Origin of the sequence: Flintibacter porci (genome assembly GCF_041925195.1) — a bacterium.
Lineage (GTDB): Bacteria > Bacillota > Clostridia > Oscillospirales > Oscillospiraceae > Lawsonibacter > Lawsonibacter porci.
In genome coordinates, this window is the sequence record NZ_JBHEVB010000013.1 from 14,950 (window position 1) to 29,683 (window position 14,734).

A 14,734-nucleotide genomic window follows, 5' to 3' on the forward strand; every position below is an offset into this window, starting at 1 on the left:
GGAGATATCCCCATGAAACTTGCCATTCTCTCCGACACCCACGGCCTGCTTCGGCCCGAGGTACTGGAATATCTGAAAGACGTCGACGCCATTCTCCACGGCGGCGACATCAATAAACCCGGCATCGTGGACGAGCTGCGGCAGCACGCTCCCCTCTACATCGTTCGGGGCAATAACGACAAAGAGTGGGCAGAAGCTATCCCCCACGATCTCACAGTTACCCTGGATGGCGTGACCTTTTATATGGTTCACAACAAAAAAGAAGTGCCAGCGGACCTTTCCGGTGTGGATGCCGTGGTGTTCGGCCACTCCCACAAGTATCTTCAGGAGGCGAAAGACGGTATTTTATGGCTCAATCCCGGCTCCTGCGGTCCCAGGCGGTTTCATCAGGAGATCACCATGATGATGGTGGAGATTGCAGACGGGCACATTCAGGTAACAAAGATCACCATCCCCCACGAGGTGAAGTAATGGAACTGGGTCTTACTTTTCCTCTCCAGCGATTTCTGAAGGTTAAAACGCCGGAGTATGGCACTGAGTCGGACCGGCGTTTTTGCTGGGATCTTCATGTCATTGACCTGCGGGGGCACAAGTCCCTTCTGGCTGTCCACTGCCACAGCCGGTATACCTTTGTCCGCTATGATGTATCCCCTTTCCAGTGGGTGGACATCCCAGGACTGTTCCGGGAGGGACTGCTCGACAGTCTCACTGCCGCCGGGTTTTCCAACGAACAGGCCGCGGACTACCTGCGTCAGGCAGGCACGATTGAAATCACCCGTACCCACGGCCGCCGTGAGGTAGCCTTCCTAAACCGGGCCTGGGAAGATGTGCTGGCACTGGATCTATGTTTGGACACTTCCAACCAAGCTCAGCCTCTGCTGGATCATGCCGTCAACACCCGCCCCAGCCGATGTGTAGGCTATGAGGGGCTTGGACTGGGTCTGGAGCGGATGGCGTTGATACTAACCCAATGAAAGGCAAAACAATGAAAACCCAACACATTCAAATTGGTATGATTCCCGCGATTTTATATGGGGAACCTGCGCAGCGAGGATATCTATTTCTCCACGGACAAATGGGGCATAAAGAAGAAGCTGCAGCCTTTGCTCTGATAGCCTGTCCCAAGGGGTACCAGGTACTGTCCATTGATCTGCCTGGTCATGGAGAACGTCAGAATCGAGATGATGTATTTACCCCATGGACAGCAGTACCAGACATTCAAGCTGCGCTGTATTGGTCAAAGCAGCACTGGAAAACGGTCTCTCTCCGTGCCAACAGCATCGGAGCTTATTTTGCTATGCTGGCCTTGGACACACCCCGTCGCGCTCTACTTGTCTCCCCTATTGTGGACATGGAACGCTTGATTTTGACTATGATGGGCTGGGCCGGAGTGTCGGAAGAACAACTAAAGGAGCAGGGTGAAATCGCCACCTCTTTTGGCCAAACCCTATCCTGGACGTATCTATGCTGGGTACGGGAGCATCCAGTCCACCATTGGGACTGCCCTATCTGCATTCTCTACGGAAGTGGGGACAATATGACTCCCCGTCATACTGTGGAAGAGTATACTCATCAACACAATGCTAAGCTCACTGTGTTGGAAGGTGGAGAACACTGGTTTCATACACCGGAACAACATGCTGCGCTGCAAAAATGGGAGGAAACAGAGGTTTGAACCGGGAAGAATGTTTGATTTGTCGGGCGCCCCTGGAATATCTGATCCAGGATGAGATCATGGAGTGCGCTATCTGCCATAAAAAAGAACCCAGCAAAACGCGCTGCGTAAACGGACACTATGTGTGCAATGACTGCCATACCCAGGGCATGGACAGCATCTTTGGCCTGTGTCTCTCTGAGACCTCCAAAGACCCTGTGGCCATTGTCCGACGGATGATGGATCTCCCCTTCTGCCATATGCACGGCCCGGAACACCATGTCATGGTGGGAGCCGCTCTGCTCACCGCCTATAAAAATGCCGGAGACAGCTTGGATTTGGAAGCCGCCCTTCGCGAGATGTACAGCCGGGGCAAAGAAGTTCCCGGCGGAGCCTGCGGCTTTTGGGGCGCCTGCGGGGCTGGGATCAGTGCGGGACAGTTTTTGGCCATTGCCACGCAGTCCACACCACTGGCCCAGGAACCTTGGGGGCTGAGCAACCAGATGACCGCTCGGGCGCTGGAAAGCATCGGCAAGGCGGGCGGCCCCCGGTGCTGTAAACGGGATTCCTTTTTGTCCATCCTGGCCGCTATTGACTTTACCCGGGAGCATCTTGGGGTGGAGATGGAACGGACTCTCCCCGTCTGCTCTTACAGCAGTCAAAACAACCAGTGCATCGGCAAGCGCTGCCCCTTCTCTGTTGCTAACCACAAAAAGCCCAAGGTGGCTTTTCTCTGCGTTCACAACTCCTGCCGCAGCCAGATGGCCCAGGCACTGGGCAAAAAACTGGCCGGCGATGTGTTTGATAGCTTTTCTGCCGGCACTGAACCCGGCGCCCGAATCAATCCCGACGCGGTACGCCTGATGAAACAGGTACACGGCATCAATATGGAACAGACCCAGTACAATAAACCGCTCTCCGACCTTCCGCCGGTAGATATCGTCGTTACCATGGGCTGCAATGTCCAGTGTCCCACGTTCCCCTGTTCCCATCGGGAGGATTGGGGCCTGGATGATCCCAGCGGCAAGGAAGATAAAGAATTTCTCGCTGTCATGACCCAAATCGAGAAGAAGGTGCTCGACCTGAAGCGCCGCATCCAGAGCGGTAAGCTGGGACCATTCTAAGAACAGGAAAACCCGGAGTTTCAGATGCTCCGGGCTTTTTGTTATCATGTTGTCCTCTGCTCCAGTTCTCTCTGGATCAGATCCACTGCAAGGGTAAAGGCTTGGATGCGCCGCTTAGCCAAGGTGATCTGAGACTTATAGCGGGCAGGGTTTTCTTTTCCCTCCAGGGTTTTGATGGTCTCTGCCAACTTATGCAGGGTGGAATCGATCTGCCGTTTGGCCTCCAGAAGTTCCTCTTCGGAATATACCATGCTTTGCCTCCTATCGGCTCTGTCTGAATGTTTTGCTCCTGTCACAATGTCTCCTCCAGCAACAACGTCTGCCGCGGAGCGCATCCCAGCTTTTTGAAGTCAGAGAACAGGCAGTCGATGCGAGTAGGCCGAACACAAATTAAGTGCATGGGAGACGGCAGTTTACGCAGAAACTCCAAAGAAATCTTTTTGCGTGCGGCGTGGTCGTTGTAAGCCTCACTGAACGGCTCTACCAACTCCGCCAAACCCATGACCTGCATCCCATGGAGTGACCCAAAGCCCTCGTACCGGTCATAGATGGCCAGACACACATGGGGATTCTGTTCAAGGCCAATGAATTTCTTGCCTCCCTCACTGAACATCCAGAAGCATCCGTCGTGCCAGCTGTACTCAATGGGGGTGCAGCGCACATAGTCCCCTGTCCCGGTGGCCAGAGCGCAGGTATTGTTGGACCGGATATACTCTTCCACCATGGAGCGCAGCTTCCCGGGCTCCAGTTTGACGCTGTCTGCGTCCTTTTCCTCCCAGTAGCGGGCAGCTGCTTGATACTCCTCCTTTGTCACACAGATCCCTCCCATCTCCGTTTTCTCCAGTATAGCACAGCCGCATGGGAAATGTCAGGAAACCGGGCGAAAGTGTGTGTTTCGCTTGGTAGATTTTTTGCTGTCCGGACGGTATACTGAAGTGCAGAACATGTAGTATCAGGAGGAAACTGTTATGAGTTTAGGGAGCAGCTTATATCACGCCCGGAAAAAAAGCGGATTATCCCAGGAAAGCGTGGCGGAAAAGCTGGGAGTCAGCCGCCAGACCATCTCCAAATGGGAGACCAATGAGACTCTGCCCGACATCCGGCAGTCCAAGGGACTGGCTATGCTCTACCACATGACCCTGGACGAGCTTATTGAGTACGATTTTGATGAGCAGCAGGCCCAGCAAATGATTGACCGCGTTAGTGACGAGGCCCAGGCCCGGATCGACTGGAACAAGGTATGGAGCAAGAAGTACCCGGTGCTTGCCACCTACCATAAAACGGTGCGTATCAATGACTATGCTCCGGCCCTGCGCGAGATGCTCACCCTGCTGCGGGTGGACTACGGCTATAACAACACCGACGCTCTGCTCGTGCTCAAAGATATTTTGGCCCGGGTATGGAAGGGACAAATGTAAGTAAACAATTCCCCTATTCTATGCTTGTTGCAGCACAGAATAGGGGGATTTCATTTATGTTCTCAAAATCTGTTCCATGGATTTTCCCTTGGCCAGCTCATCCACCAGTTTATCCAGATACCGAATCTCCCGCATCAGCGGGTCTTCGATCTCCTCTACCCGGATCCCACATATCTTACCTGTAATTTTAGTCCGGTTTGGATTCAAGGCAGGAGCCTTCCGAAAGAAGTCGCCGTAGCTGGTATCAGACTGCTCCAGATGGGCAATCTCCTCCGCGGTATACCCGGTGAGCCAAGCGGTCACCTGATCCACCTCTTCCCTGCTGCGGCCCTTTTTTCCGGCCTTGTTTACCAGCAGCGGGTATAGTTTTGCAAAAGGCATCTGCGTTACATCAGTACGGGGCATATACTTCTCCTTTCCAAACCTCAGCCACCCGGCAAAGGTTCTTGACAGGCACTTTATTTGATATTCTTATCATACCATGAGCATCCCCATCTGACAATCAAAGCGGTCTTATAGTCACAGACAATCACCCTTTTGTTTATCGGCAATCCAGTCCCAGCAAAAGTTACGATACAAATCACACTTGACAACAACGGATAAATCCCTATAATGAACATTGTTCATATTGAGGTGATTGGATGAATACCGTTGTCACATCAAAAGAGGATATCTTAAAAACCAGCCGGGAACTGATCCAGCGAGAGGGCTGGTCGGCCGTCAATATTCGTTCAGTGGCGGCGGCCTGCGGAGTATCGGTTGGTTCCATTTACAACTACTTTGACTCCAAGTCTGCCCTGGTTGGCGCCACCGTGGAAAGCGTCTGGTGTGAGATCTTCCACCGCCCGGAGGATGGAGCTGTGTTTCAGGACACCCAGGCCTGCATTACCTGGCTGTACGAACGAATGGAATATGGCTGCAAACAATATCCCGGATTCTTTACCCTCCACTCCCTGGGCTTTATGGGAGAAGACAAATCGGACGGGAGACGAAAGATGCAGCAGACCTGGCAGCACATTTTGGAAGGATTGTACTCCGTTTTACATCGGGACACCAAAGTGCGGCCAGACGCCTTCACAGAACAATTTACAGCGGAAAAATTTGCAGATCTTCTGTTTTCCCTAATGCTGTCAGCCTTACTGCGGCAGGATTATGATCCAACCGCTGTACTAGAGATCGTCCGCAGGACTCTCTATTAAAATTCCCACCGGCCAGTGGGAATTTTATATCTCGAAAATTGAACATTGTTCACCCAAAAAGGAGGGCACCCATGAAAGTAAAGCGAAATACCCTATTGCTTCTGGCCTGTCTGGTGTGGAGCGCGGCGGGATTCAATATCCTACGCATCGGCCTGACGGCCTACCCAGCCTACCTCTCGGTGCTGAATTTTCTGCTTTCTGTGCTGGTTTTTGCTGTGTTTCAGCGGTTTATCTTTGGAAAACTGGTGAAAAAGCACACCAGCCAGATTATCTCTTATTTGGAGGAGCGGCACTTTTTTCTAAAATTCTTTGATAAAAAGGCCTTTGCCATTATGGCGGTAATGATGACTGGTGGAATTGGCCTGCGGGTAAGTGGACTTGCGCCGGAGCAGTTTATTGCCGTGTTTTACACCGGCCTGGGAGCTGCCCTGCTGGCCGGATTGCTGTTTGGCCGAAACTTTGGCAAAGCGGCCTTTGCTGCAAATCAAAACATGGAAGAAAAAGGAGTATAAGCGATGCAGGCAATTATGGAAACTCTGTTTGATGCGGTCTACCTGGTCTCGGTCATTACCATCGGTATCCTGATGATCCGGGGCAGCAAGGGAAACCGTCAGTTCCGTTTGTTCGGCTTCATGGCGGTGGTGCTGGGCGCAGGCGACGCCTTCCATCTGATCCCCCGTGCGGTTGCTCTGTGCACCACAGGCCTTGAAAATTACACCGTTCCTCTGGGACTGGGAAAATGGATCACCTCGGTCACCATGACGATCTTCTATGTGCTGCTCTACTATGTATGGCGGCAGCGATACCATGTCAAGGGACAGGGCGGCCTGACCACCGCAGTATATGTTCTGGCCGGTCTGCGGATTCTTCTATGTATGATGCCTCAAAATCAGTGGCTCAGTGCCGACGCCCCCCTCTCTTGGGGCATCTACCGCAACATTCCCTTCGCTCTGCTTGGTCTGCTGGTGATCGTGCTGTTTTATCGCAGTGCCAGAGATCACGGGGACCGGGCGTTTCGGTGGATGTGGCTGACCATTGTATTGAGCTTTGGCTTTTACATCCCGGTGGTACTTTGGGCAGATGCCATCCCCATGATTGGGATGCTGATGATCCCCAAAACCTGCGCCTATGTTTGGACAGTACTTATCGGGTATTGCGCCATGAAACAGGAGTGCCGATAACGTTTCGGATTTTCCATCTCACACGGCGTTTCTCTCTCTTTTCGAGGGATCCAACTATCTTTCAACCACTCGCTCTGCGAGTGGTTTTTTATTTTCCGCCCGGTTATCCCGGCAAAAGCTGCCGGAGGCCCAGCCAGACTCCGGTGACGCTGTCCAGATTAGAAAAGGCAGAATTGTCCTCCATGGGATTTACCGAGGATGAGAGCTTCCAGATCTTGCTGTATCTGGCCGATCCGGTACGCTTCCCGACTTGTCCGAGAATATCAAGGAGTCGCATTCCCTATAACCGACCATCCATAATCCGTTATACGCTCCCAGGGTGGCCGCCTGCCTTTCTCAAAACACTTGACAAAAGCAAGTCTCTTCGATATACTTAACGCCGTTAACTATATACCAAGAAGGAGACATTACTTGTGGAATGGACCAATATGATGCACTTCCAGCAGCAGCTTCAAAAGGTCATGCGTTCCTTGCTTCCTTTGCGGAAGTCTTTGCTGACCGCCAGCGAGTGTGAACTCTTGGCCCACCTGTATTTACAGCCGGAGCAAAATACCCCTGTTCTGCTCAGCCAAAGCAGCGGTATGAAAAAAGAGGCGGTGAGCCGCTGTCTGAAATCCCTCTACGAAAAGGAGTGTATCCGGAAGCAGCGCCAGGAAACAGATGAGCGCAGCTATCGGCTCTTTATTACGGAAACAGGCCTTGCCGAATTAAAAAAGGGATATGAAAGTATTTTGCAGCCCTTTTACGATCTGTGGCGCAGCTCCAGCGAAGATTTTGAAGCATTTATGTATTACGCGGACAAACTTGCCGCACACATTGAGAAAGGACAGGATACGCCAACAAGGGCGCAGGAACAAAAGGCGTGAATGACGACACAGCTGACGGATTCAGCAAGGAAAAAGTTGATCGGATCATCCAATCTCTGGCTGACGGAACCTATACTCCGAATCCTGTTCGCCGCGAGTACATCCAGAAAAAGCAGAACAGCACAAAAAAACGTCCTCTTGGAATTCCTACCTTTACGGACAAGCTGGTGCAGGAAGTATTGAGAATGATATTGGAATCGGTCTACGAGCCAATCTTCTCAAACAATTCTCACGGCTTTCGTCCCAACAGGAGCTGCCACACTGCGCTGAAATCTTTGAAAAGAGAATTTTCAGGTGTGTCGTGGTTTATTGAGGGCGATATTAAAGGCTGTTTCGATAACATTGACCACCAAGTTTTAGCAAACGTCATAAACGCCAAGATTAAAGATGCTCGGTTGATTCAGCTCATCTGGAAATTCCTAAAAGCCGGTTATATGGAGGACTGGCAATACCATGCTACCTACTCCGGCTGCCCGCAGGGCGGCATCGTTTCGCCCATACTCGCAAATATCTACCTGAATGAGCTGGACAAGTTCGTAGAAAAAACCGCCAAAGAGTTCTATAAAAGCAGGGACAGGCACCATACCCCGGAATACGATAAGGTCATATGGCAGATAAAAAAGGCTCAGAAACAGCTGAAAACTGCAACGGGTCAGGAAAAAACAGCTTTGTTGCAGAAAATCGCTCAATTAAAAGCAGTCATGCATAAAACGCCCTGTATGTCCAAAACGGACAAAGTCATCAAATACATCCGTTAACATCGGCTCCCTCTTTGACTGCCTCCGCCGCGGTGTCTACGGAGATACCCACATCCGACTCCACCATTGCGGGCAGGTCGTTCATGCCGTCCCCCAGAAATCCCACCGTATGCCCATTGGCCTGCAGCGTCTGAAGGACCCGCACCTTCTGCTTGGGCGACAGCTCCGCAAATACGGTGGTGTGCTCGATCTTGACGGGCAGTTCGTCCTCGGTGAGCCGCTCCAGTTCCTCGCCTGTCAGAGTGTGCACCGTATCGATGCCCAGCCTGCGGCAGATGGACACGGCCACGCTTCTCTGGTCTCCGGTAAGTACCCGGACGCCCACATGAAGTCCCTGCAGTTTGCCGATGGCAGCGGCAGCAGTCTGCTTGGGCGCATCGAAAAAGGCCAGATAGCCCAACAGGACAAAGTCCCTCTCGTCTTCTCCCTCCAGCTGCGCTGCGTCCAGCGGTTTATAGGCTACGGCCAGCACCTTCATGCCATCCTCCAGCATTTCGTCCACGATGGCGTGAACGCTGGCAAGTCCGTCAGCCTGCATGGCCTGCCGCTCTCCCCTGTATTCCACAAAGCTGCACCGGCGGCACACCTCGTCCACACTGCCCTTGACGACAAGCAGATTCTTCTCTTCTCCCTTCACCAGAACGCTGGCAAACTTCCGCTCGTAATCAAAGGGCAGCTCATCCAGCTTTGGGTGCTCCTCCGCCCACCGCTGAAAATACCCGCTGCGCCCCGGCATCTCCCGGCACTTCAAAATTGCGGAATCCAGATGGTTTCTCACGCCAGTGTGGTAAAGGCTGTTGAGATAGGCAAAGTCCAGCACCTTCTCGCTCTCGTTGCCCAGGATATCCATGTAATATTCCAGTAGAATCTCGTCCCCGGTCAGAGTACCGGTCTTGTCCACGCACAGGATATCCATGCTGCCAAAGCCCTGCATGGCATTGATGTTTTTGACCACTGTCTGCTTTTTCCCCATAGCCGCGCTGCCCTTGGCCAGACACGCGTTGATAACCATGGGGAGCATCTCCGGGGTAAGTCCCACCGCGACAGACAGGGCAAACAAGAAGGCTGAAAACCAGTTGCCCTTGGTAAGCCCGCAGGCGGCAAACACGATGGGGGTCAAAATGGCCATAAAGCGGATGAGCACCCAAGCGATGGAGTTGGCCCCCTGGTCAAAGCCGTTTTTCAAGTGGGCTTCGGCATCCGAGAAGCCGCCGTAGACGGTGTCCTTTCCCACCGCCAGCACAATGCCCTCCCCCGTACCTCCAATGACGGAGGAGCCCATAAAGACAATATTCTCATACTCGCCATAGGAGCGCACCTGCCCCTTGGGAAGGACTCGGGCCTGTTTCTCCCATATGACACTCTCGCCGGTGATCACCGATTGAGAGACGAACAGATCCTTGGCCGCCGTCAGGCGAATATCCGCCGGAACACGGTCCCCGGCAAGCAGGCGGACCGTATCACCCACCACCAGCTCGGTGGAGGACAGTCCCACCCACTGGCCGTCCCGGTACACCAACACCTCCGACGCGATCATCTCGGTCAGACGGTCTGCCACACGCTTGGCCCGCATCTCCTGAATAAACCGCACGCCGCCGCTGATGAGCAGCATGGATAAAATGATGATGACGGTGGTCATATCCCGGCTGAAATTGGAGGCCAGAAGAACGTCGGTCACAAAAGAAATACTGGCCAGCACAAACAGGATCACTGCAAACGGATTGATAAACGCCCGGCGCAGGCGATAGAGCACCGTGTCCGACGCCCGGCCTGACAACACATTGCTGCCATACCGCTGCCGACTCTCCTCCGCCTGCTCCTCATCATAGCCCTGCTCCGGAATATGAAAATCCCGATACAGCGCGTCAGTATCCATATATGCGTACTCCAGAACACGCCGATGAATGGTACGCTCCCCTTTCACATCTCTCACCTCCACGGGTTTTCCCTATCATACCATAGAAGCCGCTCTTTGGCTCGCCTGGAAATCTTGCTTTTTCCTTGCTTCCCTACCCCACAGCGCAAAAAAGTCCCCTGTATCCGCATGGACACAGGGGACAAATGGGCGCAGCACGGTTCACGCCAAAATCTCCACCCGGCTTCCGCCGGACTTATCTTTCGTAACTACAATCTGTTTGTCGATCTTTTCTTTCAGCTCCGCCACATGGGAGATAATCCCCACCAGACGGTTTCCCTCGGTCAGTCCGGTGAGCGCCCGGATGGCCTGCTGCAGCGACTCCTCATCCAGAGAACCAAAGCCCTCATCCACAAACATGGTATCCAGCCGGATCCCTCCGGCGGCGGACTGAATTTCGTCCGAGAGCCCCAACGCCAGGGACAGTGAGGCCTTAAAGGACTCTCCGCCCGACAGGGATTTGACACTGCGCTGGGAGCCGTTGTAGTGGTCTATCACGTCCAGCTCCAGGCCGCTCTGGCTGCGGTTATTCTCCGCCTCCCGGCGGCGCTTCAGCTCATACTGTCCCCCCGACATGACCAGCAGGCGGACATTGGCCCGCTGCAAAATACGGTCAAAGAAGGTCATCTGGATATAGGTCTCCAGGGCGACCTTCTCCTTGCCGGCGAGATTGCCGTTGACCGTGTTGGACAAGGCCCGCACCCAGGTATACCGCTTTTCCAGCTTCTCCAGGTCCGCCGCCTTTTCCTGCATATTTTCCAGGGCCGTCTTGTTGGTCACGAGACGGGCATGGATGGTCTTTTGGGCCTGGGATGCTTCGCTGCGCTGCCGGGTCAGCTCTTCGCTGCGCTGCTGCTGAGCCTGGACATCCACCTTCTGGCCGCTCTCCAGCATTTGTTTCAGCTCCTGGATGGCAGCGTCCGCCCTGGTCAGTTCTGCCTGACGGCTGTTCGCAGTCTCCTCGGCCGCTTTCCGTGCTGCGGCCAGACTCTGGATCTCCTCTCCCAGTGCGGCAATACGTGCTCTGGCCGCCTGCAGATCCGGATAATTGAGCTGGGCGCGCAGGGCCTCAATCTGCTCCGTCATCTCCTCGTTCCGGCTTTCAGCACCCGCCAATTCCTCACGCAGAGCGGCAGCAGACTGCTCCAGCTCTCTTAAGGCCTGCTCCTCCTGGGGAATTCTCCGGTCCAGCTCCTGCTTTTGCTGTAATTTTTTCTGGAGTATCTGGGTCCGCTCCTCCAGTTGTGTCAGCGTCATTTTCTCCCGCTCCAGATCCTCCGTGATCACAGCGGGAGCTTTCTCCAGTGCGCAGCCTCCCAGGTGGACGGTCAGCTCCCGGCCAAGGGTATTCTCCATCTGCTCCCGCTGGCCGTCTAAGGCACTCCGGGCCACCTCCGCCTGGGTAAGGTCCTGCTGCAACTGCTCCTGCTGCTTTTCCAGGTCAGCCAAAGCCAGCTCCTGCCGCTGGATCTCCTGTCCGAGCTCCTCCCGGCGGGCAAGCTGCGCCTCCAGCTCCATCAGCGCCTGATGCAGTTGAGACAGCTCTCTCCCAGCCTCCTCCCTGCCAGCGTCGATCTGCTGCCCGGCACATTCCAAATCAGGGTCCAGAATATACACCGACATCTGCGTCAGAAGCTGGCGCTGCCGCTCCTCCAGGGCGGCCCGCTCCGTCCCCGCAGCCAGGCTCTTTGTCAGGGCCTGCTGCCGGGCCGCCTCCAGTTGTCCTTTCACCTGTTCCAGCTCTGCCTCCGTGGGAGCGCCGCCGGACAGTTGAGCCGGATTTGGATGATGAAGAGAACCGCACACGGGGCAGGGACTGCCATCCTCCAGGGACTGCGCCAGCACCCCCGCCTGCTCGTCCAGGAACGCCCGGTTCTTTCGGCGGTAGTCCTCCTCCAGCTGCTCTGCCTGCTCCCTGGCCTGCTGATACGCCGTCTGAGCCCTCTGGAGCGCCTGCTGCGCCTTACCGCAGCCATCCAGCATGGCTGCCAGCCCATTCAGTGCCTTGGCTTTCTCCTGCGCCCGCTCCTGGCTGCGCAGAAGCTTTTGCTTCTCCTCCGGCAGACCCTGAGCCGCTTGCCAGGTCTCCCGGCTGGTCTGCAGCGTGTTCTTTGCCTGGAGAACTTGGGCGGCCAGATCCTTTTGCCGCTGGGAGAGAGCCTCCCGCCGGGTCTGGCTCTCGGTCAGCTGTCCCAAGCAGGCTTGCCAGGCTCTTACCTGCGCCTGCAGAGATTCCAGGGCAGCCTTGCGGTTTTCTGCCTGTTCCTTCTCTCGCAGCAGGCGCTCCTGCTCTGTCTCCACTCCGGCCAGACCGGCAAGTTCCTGCTTCCAGCGTTCCAGATTCTGGGCTTTGGCCGCCTGCATTTGCGTCTGCCCGTCCCGCTTCTGCTCCAGCGCCGCGATCTGCCCGGTGAGAGCCGCGCGGGCAGCCTCTTTTCCTGACAGTTCCTGATACCGGGGCAGTTCTGCCTCCTGTGCAGCCAGCTCCTTGCTCAATTCCTCCTGACGAGGTGCCTTTTGCACCTCCTCTTCCAGTGCCTTCCGGGCCGCCTCCACCTGGGGCAGCAGTTCTTCCTGGGCTTTGCAGGCCGCCTCCAGCTTCTTCTGGGTCTTTTGAGCCTCCTCTGCCTTCCCCAGCAGGGCCGAGATCTCTTTCAGCTCTTCCTCCAGGCGGTCCAGTACCTTCTGCTGCTCCTCCTGGGCCTCACAGTCCTGGGCAATCAGCTGACGGATGAGCTCCACAGTCTCCGGAAACGGCAGCTGACCCGCCTGGGCCTTTTGAAGGGTAGGCTTACACAGGTCATCCTCGTGACAGACCACTCCCCCAATGTACTGCTGTACACTGGCCCGGGCTGCCTCGCAATCCCGCTGAAGCTGTCCCGCCTCGTTCTTCATCCGCTCCTGAAACACCATATAGTACCGGGTCTTGAAGATCTCCCGGAAAATTTCCTGACGGCTTTTGGTATCTGCCAGCAGCAGCTTCAAAAAATCTCCCTGTGCGATCATGGCGATCTGGGCAAACTGGCCTCGGTCCAGGCCAATGATATCCACGATCTCCCGGTTGACCTCCCGGGGTTTGACAACCACACGGCCATCGGGAAGGATCAGCTCTGCCTCGGCCTTCTGCGTGGTGGTCCCGCCGCCCCGCTTGGCCGGACGTTCATACTCCGGATTGCGGCGCACGGTGTAGGTCTTGCCGCCGTAGGAGAAAATCAGTTCCACCTGGGTAGGGGTGTCCGGCTGGGCGTATTTGGAGCGGAACATGGATGGATCCCGGTTTTCGCCGCTGGGCTCTCCGTAGAGAGCGTAGGTAATGGCGTCAAAAATCGTAGTCTTTCCCGCGCCGGTATCCCCAGTAATCAGGTAAAGCCCCTGCTTTCCCAGTTTCTCCAGGTCCATGACCACTTTTCCGGCATAGGGGCCAAAGGCCGATACAGTCAATTTCAGTGGTCTCATGGCTCATTCTCCTCCCAGATCCGCTCCATCAGGTTCTTGGCAAAGGCGCGCTGTTCCTCCCCCATGGGCTGCCCGTTCTGCTTCTCATAAAATTCCTCCAGCAGCTCCAACGGGGAGCGCTGCTGATCCTCTGCCCTCTCCAGGACGATCCCTGCCCGGGTACGCTTGTTGTCATAGTCCAGCTTCATCAGGTTGGGATAGATGATCCGCAGCTTACTCACTGCATCGGGAATGTCCTCCTCATCCGTAAGGGTGATATGGACGTAGTCCCGGGGATAGCTCGTCCCCTGGTAAAAGCCCCGGAAGGTCAGTTCCTCATAAGTACCCCGCAGTTCTGCCAGATCCCGCATAGGGGTGAGGGGCACGGTACGCACCGACACAGCCCCCTTCTCCCCCAACTCCACCACCGTCACCGACTTTTGGTGTTTGGCCTCAGAGAAGGAGTATTTCAAAGGCGTACCGCAGTAACGTACGGTCTCCCGTCCCACCTGCTGGGGTCCGTGGATATGGCCCAGGGCTACATAATCGAAGGGCTCAAAGACGGATACATCCACGTTGTCCGTGCCGCCCACTGAGATCTCCTCCGAGTCGCACCGGGCCGCACCGGTGACAAACTGATGCGTCACCAGCACATTTCGCTGCGCGGGATCTACTCCCATGGCCTCAATGGCTGCGGCCAGAGCGTCCGTATAGGTCAAAATTTCCCGCTCCGGAAAACACCGGCGGACATGGGCCGGTTTCAGAAAGGGCAGCAAATAGAGGTTTACCGGGCCGTAATTATCCGTTAAAGTAATCGGGCTCACCTTGCCATCATAGACGGGGGCCAGATGCACGCCGCTTTGCGTCATAAGCCGGCCGCCAAACGCCATGCGCTCCGGCGAGTCGTGGTTTCCGCTGATGAGAAAGACCTGGAGGTCCCGCTTGGCCAGGCGCACCAAAAAGTCGTCCAGCAGCGCTACCGCCTCGGCAGAGGGCACGGACTTATCGTAGACATCCCCGGCAATCATCACGCCATCCGGCTTCTCCCGGTCAATGATCTGCAAAATTTCAGTCAGAATATACTGCTGGTCCTGCAGCATGGAAAATTCGTTGACCCGCTTGCCCAGATGCAGGTCGGAGAGATGGATCAGTTTCATGGCTGTGCTCCTCCAAACCGATATGGA

At 55.2% G+C, this 14,734-nt stretch carries 15 protein-coding genes and 2 pseudogenes; 11 read left to right on the forward strand and 6 right to left on the reverse strand.

Annotation, left to right across the window (positions count from 1 at the left end; all coding sequences use genetic code 11):
* Nucleotides 1-12 precede the first annotated feature (12 nt).
* From ACEVJL_RS12895 to ACEVJL_RS12915, 5 genes and pseudogenes are all read left to right on the forward strand, one after another.
* Nucleotides 13-471 carry a metallophosphoesterase family protein gene (locus ACEVJL_RS12895; protein ID WP_374738088.1) on the forward strand — a complete coding sequence of 153 codons (459 nt, stop codon included), beginning with the start codon at nucleotides 13-15 and terminating at the stop codon, nucleotides 469-471.
* Nucleotides 471-974 (forward strand): DUF6933 domain-containing protein, encoded by a 504-nt coding sequence (locus tag ACEVJL_RS12900; protein WP_374738089.1) that lies wholly within the window; start codon nucleotides 471-473, stop codon nucleotides 972-974. Before ACEVJL_RS12895 ends, ACEVJL_RS12900 begins: the two co-directional genes overlap by 1 nt.
* The gene (locus tag ACEVJL_RS12905) at nucleotides 971-1,675 is read left to right on the forward strand and encodes an alpha/beta hydrolase (RefSeq protein WP_374738090.1); all 705 of its coding nucleotides are present in this window, start codon (nucleotides 971-973) and stop codon (nucleotides 1,673-1,675) included. Before ACEVJL_RS12900 ends, ACEVJL_RS12905 begins: the two co-directional genes overlap by 4 nt.
* Before the next feature lie 149 nt (nucleotides 1,676-1,824).
* A pseudogene (locus tag ACEVJL_RS12910) lies at nucleotides 1,825-2,337 on the forward strand (DUF5714 domain-containing protein); the annotation flags it as partial.
* A complete protein-coding gene (locus ACEVJL_RS12915) occupies nucleotides 2,329-2,778 on the forward strand; it encodes an arsenate reductase ArsC (protein WP_302668456.1) in 450 nt (149 codons plus the stop codon). The pseudogene ACEVJL_RS12910 and the gene ACEVJL_RS12915, both read left to right, overlap by 9 nt.
* A gap of 44 nt (nucleotides 2,779-2,822) precedes the next feature.
* Here ACEVJL_RS12915 and ACEVJL_RS12920 read toward each other — a convergent pair whose 3' ends face one another.
* A complete protein-coding gene (locus tag ACEVJL_RS12920) occupies nucleotides 2,823-3,029 on the reverse strand; it encodes a hypothetical protein (RefSeq protein ID WP_008980391.1) in 207 nt (68 codons plus the stop codon).
* Nucleotides 3,030-3,070: 41 nt separating this feature from the next.
* Entirely contained in the window at nucleotides 3,071-3,592 is a 522-nt protein-coding gene (locus tag ACEVJL_RS12925) for a pyridoxamine 5'-phosphate oxidase family protein (protein ID WP_374738091.1), read from the reverse strand.
* A 154-nt stretch (nucleotides 3,593-3,746) separates the two neighbouring features.
* On the opposite strand from ACEVJL_RS12925, the gene ACEVJL_RS12930 reads away from it, so the two are divergent.
* Nucleotides 3,747-4,196 carry a helix-turn-helix transcriptional regulator gene (locus ACEVJL_RS12930; protein WP_374738092.1) on the forward strand — a complete coding sequence of 150 codons (450 nt, stop codon included), beginning with the start codon at nucleotides 3,747-3,749 and terminating at the stop codon, nucleotides 4,194-4,196.
* 54 nt (nucleotides 4,197-4,250) lie between these two features.
* Here the strand turns inward: ACEVJL_RS12930 and ACEVJL_RS12935 are convergent, their stop codons facing one another.
* On the reverse strand, nucleotides 4,251-4,601 hold the full coding sequence (locus ACEVJL_RS12935) for a DUF2200 domain-containing protein (RefSeq protein WP_008980388.1): 351 nt from the start codon (nucleotides 4,599-4,601) through the stop codon (nucleotides 4,251-4,253).
* A gap of 236 nt (nucleotides 4,602-4,837) precedes the next feature.
* On the opposite strand from ACEVJL_RS12935, the gene ACEVJL_RS12940 reads away from it, so the two are divergent.
* From ACEVJL_RS12940 to ACEVJL_RS12960, 5 genes and pseudogenes are all read left to right on the forward strand, one after another.
* On the forward strand, nucleotides 4,838-5,395 hold the full coding sequence (locus ACEVJL_RS12940; RefSeq protein WP_235398672.1) for a TetR/AcrR family transcriptional regulator: 558 nt from the start codon (nucleotides 4,838-4,840) through the stop codon (nucleotides 5,393-5,395).
* Nucleotides 5,396-5,466: 71 nt separating this feature from the next.
* A complete protein-coding gene (locus ACEVJL_RS12945) occupies nucleotides 5,467-5,907 on the forward strand; it encodes a hypothetical protein (protein WP_235398671.1) in 441 nt (146 codons plus the stop codon).
* A gap of 3 nt (nucleotides 5,908-5,910) precedes the next feature.
* Entirely contained in the window at nucleotides 5,911-6,576 is a 666-nt protein-coding gene (locus ACEVJL_RS12950; protein ID WP_302668447.1) for a hypothetical protein, read from the forward strand.
* A 413-nt stretch (nucleotides 6,577-6,989) separates the two neighbouring features.
* On the forward strand, nucleotides 6,990-7,442 hold the full coding sequence (locus tag ACEVJL_RS12955; protein WP_374738093.1) for a MarR family winged helix-turn-helix transcriptional regulator: 453 nt from the start codon (nucleotides 6,990-6,992) through the stop codon (nucleotides 7,440-7,442).
* Nucleotides 7,409-8,197: pseudogene (locus ACEVJL_RS12960) on the forward strand (reverse transcriptase/maturase family protein); the annotation flags it as partial. The gene ACEVJL_RS12955 and the pseudogene ACEVJL_RS12960, both read left to right, overlap by 34 nt.
* Here ACEVJL_RS12960 and mgtA read toward each other — a convergent pair.
* The 3 genes from mgtA to ACEVJL_RS12975 form a co-directional block, all read right to left on the reverse strand.
* On the reverse strand, nucleotides 8,184-10,076 hold the full coding sequence (mgtA, locus tag ACEVJL_RS12965) for a magnesium-translocating P-type ATPase (protein ID WP_374738117.1): 1,893 nt from the start codon (nucleotides 10,074-10,076) through the stop codon (nucleotides 8,184-8,186). The pseudogene ACEVJL_RS12960 and the gene mgtA overlap by 14 nt on opposite strands.
* 201 nt (nucleotides 10,077-10,277) lie before the next feature.
* On the reverse strand, nucleotides 10,278-13,571 hold the full coding sequence (locus ACEVJL_RS12970; protein WP_374738094.1) for an AAA family ATPase: 3,294 nt from the start codon (nucleotides 13,569-13,571) through the stop codon (nucleotides 10,278-10,280).
* Nucleotides 13,568-14,707, reverse strand: a complete 1,140-nt coding sequence (locus ACEVJL_RS12975; RefSeq protein ID WP_374738095.1) for an exonuclease SbcCD subunit D — start codon at nucleotides 14,705-14,707, stop codon at nucleotides 13,568-13,570. The genes ACEVJL_RS12970 and ACEVJL_RS12975 overlap by 4 nt, the downstream gene beginning before the upstream one ends.
* Nucleotides 14,708-14,734: the final 27 nt, after the last annotated feature.

What these genes read in the sequence shown, in the direction of transcription:
- ACEVJL_RS12940 (WP_235398672.1), top strand. Translation starts at nt 4,838, where the DNA reads ATGAATACCGTTGTCACATCAAAAGAGGATATCTTAAAAACCAGCCGG.
- ACEVJL_RS12920 (WP_008980391.1), bottom strand. Translation starts at nt 3,029, where the DNA reads ATGGTATATTCCGAAGAGGAACTTCTGGAGGCCAAACGGCAGATCGAT.
- ACEVJL_RS12935 (WP_008980388.1), bottom strand. Translation starts at nt 4,601, where the DNA reads ATGCCCCGTACTGATGTAACGCAGATGCCTTTTGCAAAACTATACCCG.
- ACEVJL_RS12970 (WP_374738094.1), bottom strand. Translation starts at nt 13,571, where the DNA reads ATGAGACCACTGAAATTGACTGTATCGGCCTTTGGCCCCTATGCCGGA.
- ACEVJL_RS12950 (WP_302668447.1), top strand. Translation starts at nt 5,911, where the DNA reads ATGCAGGCAATTATGGAAACTCTGTTTGATGCGGTCTACCTGGTCTCG.
- ACEVJL_RS12895 (WP_374738088.1), top strand. Translation starts at nt 13, where the DNA reads ATGAAACTTGCCATTCTCTCCGACACCCACGGCCTGCTTCGGCCCGAG.
- ACEVJL_RS12905 (WP_374738090.1), top strand. Translation starts at nt 971, where the DNA reads ATGAAAGGCAAAACAATGAAAACCCAACACATTCAAATTGGTATGATT.
- ACEVJL_RS12900 (WP_374738089.1), top strand. Translation starts at nt 471, where the DNA reads ATGGAACTGGGTCTTACTTTTCCTCTCCAGCGATTTCTGAAGGTTAAA.
- mgtA (WP_374738117.1), bottom strand. Translation starts at nt 10,076, where the DNA reads ATGGATACTGACGCGCTGTATCGGGATTTTCATATTCCGGAGCAGGGC.
- ACEVJL_RS12975 (WP_374738095.1), bottom strand. Translation starts at nt 14,707, where the DNA reads ATGAAACTGATCCATCTCTCCGACCTGCATCTGGGCAAGCGGGTCAAC.
- ACEVJL_RS12945 (WP_235398671.1), top strand. Translation starts at nt 5,467, where the DNA reads ATGAAAGTAAAGCGAAATACCCTATTGCTTCTGGCCTGTCTGGTGTGG.
- ACEVJL_RS12930 (WP_374738092.1), top strand. Translation starts at nt 3,747, where the DNA reads ATGAGTTTAGGGAGCAGCTTATATCACGCCCGGAAAAAAAGCGGATTA.